The sequence below is a fragment of the Flavonifractor sp. An306 genome (assembly GCF_002159455.1).
GTDB lineage: Bacteria > Bacillota > Clostridia > Oscillospirales > Oscillospiraceae > Flavonifractor.
Genome location: NZ_NFIQ01000022.1, coordinates 46,173 through 52,450 on the forward strand (window position 1 = coordinate 46,173; position 6,278 = coordinate 52,450).

General features: G+C 63.5%; 7 protein-coding genes. 4 read left to right on the plus strand and 3 right to left on the minus strand.

The genetic code is table 11. From position 1 onward, the window contains the following. The first annotated feature begins 97 nt into the window (after positions 1–97). The gene (locus B5F88_RS07515; protein WP_087343761.1) at positions 98–1,465 is read left to right on the plus strand and encodes an MATE family efflux transporter; all 1,368 of its coding nucleotides are present in this window, start codon (positions 98–100) and stop codon (positions 1,463–1,465) included. Between the two features lie 47 nt (positions 1,466–1,512). On the opposite strand, the gene B5F88_RS07520 is transcribed toward B5F88_RS07515, so the two are convergent. From B5F88_RS07520 to murC, 3 genes are all read right to left on the minus strand, one after another. Beyond that, positions 1,513–1,914: a hotdog fold domain-containing protein gene (locus B5F88_RS07520; protein ID WP_087343764.1), complete on the minus strand. Its 402-nt coding sequence runs from the start codon at positions 1,912–1,914 to the stop codon at positions 1,513–1,515. A 154-nt stretch (positions 1,915–2,068) separates the two neighbouring features. Next, a complete protein-coding gene (locus tag B5F88_RS07525) occupies positions 2,069–3,184 on the minus strand; it encodes a 4-hydroxybutyrate dehydrogenase (RefSeq protein WP_087343767.1) in 1,116 nt (371 codons plus the stop codon). A gap of 65 nt (positions 3,185–3,249) precedes the next feature. Further along, the gene (murC, locus tag B5F88_RS07530) at positions 3,250–4,620 is read right to left on the minus strand and encodes a UDP-N-acetylmuramate--L-alanine ligase (RefSeq protein ID WP_087343769.1); all 1,371 of its coding nucleotides are present in this window, start codon (positions 4,618–4,620) and stop codon (positions 3,250–3,252) included. 112 nt (positions 4,621–4,732) lie between these two features. Between murC and B5F88_RS07535 the strand changes: the two genes are divergently transcribed. From B5F88_RS07535 to B5F88_RS07545, 3 genes are all read left to right on the plus strand, one after another. Continuing rightward, on the plus strand, positions 4,733–5,758 hold the full coding sequence (locus B5F88_RS07535) for a tRNA nucleotidyltransferase (protein ID WP_087343771.1): 1,026 nt from the start codon (positions 4,733–4,735) through the stop codon (positions 5,756–5,758). A gap of 25 nt (positions 5,759–5,783) precedes the next feature. After that, positions 5,784–6,059: a YabP/YqfC family sporulation protein gene (locus B5F88_RS07540; protein ID WP_087343774.1), complete on the plus strand. Its 276-nt coding sequence runs from the start codon at positions 5,784–5,786 to the stop codon at positions 6,057–6,059. Positions 6,060–6,069: 10 nt separating this feature from the next. Then, the coding region (locus B5F88_RS07545; RefSeq protein WP_204246213.1) for a sporulation protein YqfD at positions 6,070–6,278 on the plus strand (209 nt) is incomplete at its 3' end.

Genomic DNA, 6,278 nt, shown 5'->3' on the forward strand with positions numbered 1-6,278 from the left:
TAGCACTTTTTAATTGAGAGTGCTAAAATCATAACGGGGGTTTACGAAGGCAGAAAAAAGAGGTATAATGCCCAGGATATCGAGAAGGAGGATGTGTATGGCACGGACCAATGACCTGGGCAGGGACCGGGTATTTCCCCTGGTATGCCGCCTGGCCATTCCCACCATGCTGGCCCAGCTGGTCAGCGTATTATATAGTATTGTGGACCGTATGTATATCGGCAATATCCCGGAGATCGGGGACCTGGCGCTGGCTGGGGTGGGAGTGTGCGGCCCCATCGTCACGTTGCTGGGCTCCTTCGCCACCCTGGTGGGCCTGGGCGGCTCGCCGATTCTGGCCATGCGCATGGGGGAGGGGAATCAGAAGGAGGCCAGCCGGGTGCTGTCCAACAGCTTTCTCATGCTGCTGGTGCTCTCCGCCGCCCTGACCGCCCTGTTCCTGTTGCTGAAGGAGCATATGCTGTGGTGGTTCGGGGCCAGCCCGGCCACCTTCGGCTACGCCAATACCTACCTCACCATCTATACCGCCGGCACCTTTTTCGCCCTGATGGCCACCGGGATGAACAGTTTTCTGATCGCTCAGGGTTTCTCCGGACTGGGTATGGCCACGGTGATGCTGGGGGCGGCCCTGAATATCGCCCTGGATCCGGTGTTTATCTTCCTGCTGGGCCTGGGGGTGGCGGGGGCGGCCATTGCCACGGTGCTCTCCCAGATGGCCTCCTGCGCCTTTGTTTTGTGCGCCCTGCTGCGCAAGCGTATGCCCGTTCCTCTGCGGTGGGGGGGCTTCAGCAGCCGGATCATGCGGCAGGTGGTGACCTTTGGCCTGTCTCCCTTCCTCATCATCGCCACCGACAGCGTGCTGCTCATCGTGCTCAACACCGTGCTCCAGCGGTACGGCGGCCCCGAGCTGGGGGACACGCTGGTGACCTGCGCCACCATCGTGCAGAGCTATCTGCTGCTCATCACCATGCCCATGGGTGGGCTGACCCTGGGCACCCAGCCGGTGGTCAGCTTCAACTACGGCGCGGGGGACGCCAAGCGGATCAAGACCGCCATCAAGTCCATCGTGGGGCTGTGCCTCGCCTTCTGCGCCATTATGATGATTGTCACCCACACCCTCTCGCCACTGTTCGTCCGGCTGTTTACCCAGAATACCGAGGTGCTGGAGCGGTCGGTGGGTTACATCAAGGTGTTTACCGCCATGATCCTCCCCCTGGCGGTGCAGTATCCCCTGGTGGACGAGACCACCGCCCTGGGCCATGTGCGGCTGGCCCTGTTCTGCTCCCTGTTCCGCAAGTCGGTGTTTCTGGCCTGCCTGCTGCTGCTGCCCGCCCTGGTGTCGGCGGAGGCCACTTTCCTCTCCGAGCCCATCGCCGACGCGGTGGCCGCCACCGTTACCACCATTCTGTTCCTCCACTTCTTCCCCAGGATCCTGCGGGAACGGGCGGGCGGTCCCACTGTATAAAAAAACGTCCCGGAGCCATGCTCCGGGACATTTTTTTACCTATGTACTTAATGCTCTTTCCGCTGGCACTTCTTGGGGGTGACGCAGGTGCCCTCGGCGATGGCCACGACGATGGGCTCGTCCAGGAAATCGGCGGCAGAGTCGCTGATGTCGGGGCGGGGGATAGCCACCTTGCGGGCCTCAAAGCGCATCTTGCGGGAGGTGTTGCCGATGTGGGTGATCTCGCCGTATGCCTCAATGAAATCACCGGCGTAAACGGGAGCCTTGAACTCAATGTTGTTGTACGCGCAGAACAGGCCCTCGTCACCGTCACACTGGATCAGCAGCTCGGTGGCCACGTCGCCGAACAGATGGACCATGTGGGCGCCATCCACCAGATTCCCGCCGTAGTGAGCGTCCTTGGCAGACATGCGCAGCCGGATCATCGAGGTATACTTCTTCTCGTCCATTTCGATTCCACTCCTCAATTTTATGTTGTGAATAAGCACAAAAATGGAAACAGATTGGCTGCCTCTATTGTACGTCGCTTTTGGGGGCTTGTCAACTGCGGATATTTATGCTATAATTTCACTCTTTTGCTTTACCTAAAGAAAGAGGAGCGGCTTAAAAGAGTTCGGTGTAGATCCTGCGCACCCGGTCCTCGTCCAGGGGGACGAAGTTGTTGGCCATCAGGCGGCCCTGGCTGGTGATGACGCTGTGGGCAAACTCGTCGATATCCTCTTTTGTCATCCCGTACTCGTGCAGCGGCTTCTTGGGAAGGATCTGGTCCAGCAGCTCCTCCAGCTTGTCATAGACCGCTTCCACCCCGCAGCCCAGCAGGTCCGCCAGATAGCGGTTCATCACCGCAATCTCCCCGTCCTGTTTGAGCTCCATGTAGGCTTTCAGCACGCCGGTAAACATGGCGTAGTTGCTCTCCCCGTGGGGCACGTGGTACTTGCTGCCCAGAGGGTAGCTGGTGGCGTGGACCGCCGCGCAGCCGGCGGTGCCGAAGGCCAGCCCGGCATAGTTGGAGGCCAGCAGGAAATCCTCCAGCAGCGGGATGCGGGCCTCCCGGCCCTCGGCGGCGATCTTCTGATAGCCCCGGATGATCATTTCAATGGCCTTGTAGCCGAAAAGCTTGGTATAGGGGGTGGCCTTGGGAGACAGGGCGGACTCCACCGCGTGGACCAGCGCGTCGATGGAGCTGGCGGCGAACACGCCGAAGGGCAGACCCTCCAGCAGCTGGGGAATCAGCACCGCGTGGTCGGCGTACATGGCGGGGCTCACCAGTCCCAGCTTGGTGCCCAGCCGGGTGCGGGCCATGATGGAGATGTTGGTGACCTCGCTGCCGGTGCCGCAGGTGGTGGGGAGGATAACCAGCTCCCGCTTTTTCTCCAGGTTGGGAGCCTTGTCATAGAGGGCGTCCACACCCTCGCCGTCGGATACCGCCAGCACCTTGGCGATGTCGATCACCGTGCCGCCGCCGATGGCAACCACCCGCCTGCAGCCAGTCCTGGCCGCGTCGGCCAGAATGGCGTCCACCATCACGTCGGTGGGCTCGCCGGAGCCGTATTTCTCCTGAAAGAGTACGTGACAGCCCAGGTTCGTCTGCCCAAAATAGGGCTGGTAGATGTACTCGTTGGTCAGGATCAGGTCCTGGGCGGTCAGCTGAAATTCCTCCGCGAATTCCAGGCAGGTCCGGAACTGGTGCAGGGTGGGCTTAAAAATGATTTCGACCATAGACAATCAAGTTCCTTTCCTTGGCGGACGCAGTGCGCCGCTTATTTTCTGCGGAGAAGGAGGCCTCAGCCCTTTGCCAGGGCCTCCCCCACGGTATAGATGTCCCCGGCCCCCACGGTGAGGATCAGGTCGCCGGGCTTCGCCAGCTCCCGCAGCCGCTGGGTCACCTCCGGCAGGGTGGAATAATATTCACTGCCGGGGATCCGCTGGGCCAGGTCTTTGGAGGAGATGCCCAGCTCATTGACCTCCCGGGCGGCGAAGATTTCCGCCAGAATGGTGAGGTCCGGCTCCTTCAGCACCTCCACAAAATCGTCAAACAGGGCGTGGGTTCTGGTGTAGGTGTGGGGCTGGAAGGCGCAGATGATCCGCTCATACCCCAGAGCCCGGGCGGCGGACAGCAGGGCCTGCAGCTCGCCGGGGTGGTGGGCGTAGTCGTCATAGATCTCCGCCCCGTGGAAGGTGCCCTTGTGCTCAAACCGGCGGCCGGCGCCCCGGAAGGCGTTCAGGCCCTCGCTCACCGCCTGGGGGGAGACCGCCAGGGCAATGGAGGCCGCGGCGGCGGCCAGGGCGTTTTTCACGTTGTGCTCTCCCGGCACCCGCAGGTCCACATGGGTGAACACCTCGCCCCGGTAGATCACATCGAAGGAGGGCAGACCGTTGTGCCAGGTCAGGTTGGCGGCGTGGACGTCACCTTGCTCCAGGCCAAAGGTGAGCACCGGCCGCGTCTCCCCCTCCAGGGTGTGCATGGTGTTGGCGTCGTCGGCGTTGGCCACGATAAGGCCGTTTTCCGGCACCCGGTCGGCAAAGGCACGGAAGGAGTGCTCCACATCCTCCAGATCCTTGAAGAAGTCCAGGTGGTCGGCCTCAATGTTGAGGATCACCGCCACCGTGGGGAAGAAGGACAGGAAGGAGTTGCAGTATTCGCAGCTCTCCAGAATGATGGTGTCGCCGTGGCCCACCCGGTAGCCCGAGCCCAGCAGGGGCAGGGTGCCGCCGATCATCACCGTGGGGTCCAGCTGGGCGGCCATGATGATGTGGGTACACATGGAGGTGGTGGTGGTCTTGCCGTGGGTGCCCGAGATACACAGGGCGTTTTTGTACCCCCGCATGATGGAGCCCCAGGCCTGGGCCCGCTCAAAGACCGGGATGCCCCTGGCCCGGGCGGCGGCGATCTCGGGGTTTTCGTCGTGAATGGCGGCGGTGCGGATCACCAGCTCCGCGTCGCCCACGTTCTCCGCCCGGTGTCCGATGGCCACCGGGATGCCCAGGGACCGCAGGTGGTCCACCGTGGCGCTCTCGTGCATGTCCGAGCCGGTGATCACCATGCCCATCTTGTGGAGCACCTCCGCCAGGGGGGACATGGACACCCCGCCGATGCCCGCCAGGTGGGCCCGGCGTCCGGGGGCGATGTAGTCGTGAATATTGGCCTCTGCCATGGGGTTTACACACCCTTTACTTCAGATTATAATGAATGCCATAACAGTAACATTATATTATAAACCATTATAGGCGAATAGCAAGGAAAAAATACCCTGGGAGGTGGAGAAAATGGGGAATTGGGTCCTGCCGGAGGGGGTGGCGGGCTGCCTGGAGGTGCTCCGGGGAGCGGGGTTTGCCGCCCACCCGGTGGGGGGCTGCGTCCGGGACCTGCTGCTGGGCCGGACGCCGGGGGACTTTGACCTGTGTACCTCCGCCCGGCCGGAGCAGACCATGGCCCTGTTTCCCCGGACCGTCCCCACCGGCCTGAAGCACGGCACCGTCACCGTGCTGACCGGGGACGGGCCGGTGGAGGTCACCACCTTCCGACGGGAGGGGGGCTACGCCGACGGCCGCCACCCGGACGGGGTGGCCTTTGACGTGGGGCTGCGGGAGGATCTGGCCCGGCGGGACTTCACCGTCAACGCCATGGCCCTGGACCCGGCAGGGGAGGTCATCGACCTCTTTGGAGGGCAGGCTGATTTGAAAGCGGGGGTGCTCCGCTGCGTGGGGGACCCGGACACCCGCTTTGCCGAGGACGCACTGCGGATGCTCCGGGCCCTCCGGTTTGCCGCCCAGCTGGGCTTCGCCGTGGAGGAAAATACCCTGGCCGCCATCGGCCGCAACGCCCGCCGGGCCGCTCTGGTGTCGGGGGAGCGCATCAAAATAGAGCTGGAAAAGACCCTCCTCTCCCCCCGGCCGGAGTGGGCGGGGGAGGCGGTGCGGCTGGGGCTGCTGGCCCACCTTTACCCAGAAACAACCTGTCCCGACCTGACCCGGCTGCGGGAGCTGCCCCCTGAGCCCGTCCCCCGCTGGCGGGGGTTTTGCCGGGAAACCGGCTTCCCCATTGAGCGCCTGCCGGTGGAGCGGGCTTTGCGGCAGGGGGTGCTCCACCCCGAGCGGGAAGCTGTAAAGGATTTGGCCCTGTCGGGCGGCCAGCTGGCCGCCCTGGGGCTGAAAGGGAAGGAGATCGGAGCGGTTCAGCGGGAATTGGCGGCCCATATTCTGGCCCATCCGGCGGACAATACCCGAGAGAAGCTGCTGGAGCTGGTGGAAAAATCCCGTGGGACAGGCAAAAACGGCCCCTCACTCTCATAAGCATGGGAGACAAGGGGGGAGGACCATGGAAGAATATCGGCGCGGACTGCTGGAACGGACGGCGGAGGCTCTGGATCTGCCGGGAGATGTGTTGGCCGGTCTGCCCCACATCGAGCTGACGGGCAACCGGGAGCTGCGGATGGAGAACCACAAGGGGATACTGGCCTACGGCGAGGAGGAGATCCGCATTTCCGGGGGAAAGCTGGAGATCACGGTGCGGGGCCGGGGGCTGGAGCTGCGGGCCATGAACGCCGGGCAGCTGTTCATCACCGGGACCATCCAGGGCGTGGAACTGTGCTGAGGGCCGGGCCATGCTGAATCGACTGACCAACGCCCTGCGGGGCAAGGTGCGGCTGGAGGTGGAGGGGGCCTTCCCCGAGCGGCTGCTCAACCTGTGCGCCCAGCGGGGGATTTTGTTCTGGAACGTGGAGTGGCTGGAGGCCACCAGACTCCGCTTCACCGTTACCCGCCAGGGGGCGGGGGCGGCCATCGAGCTGGGGGAGCGGGCCATGTGTACCGT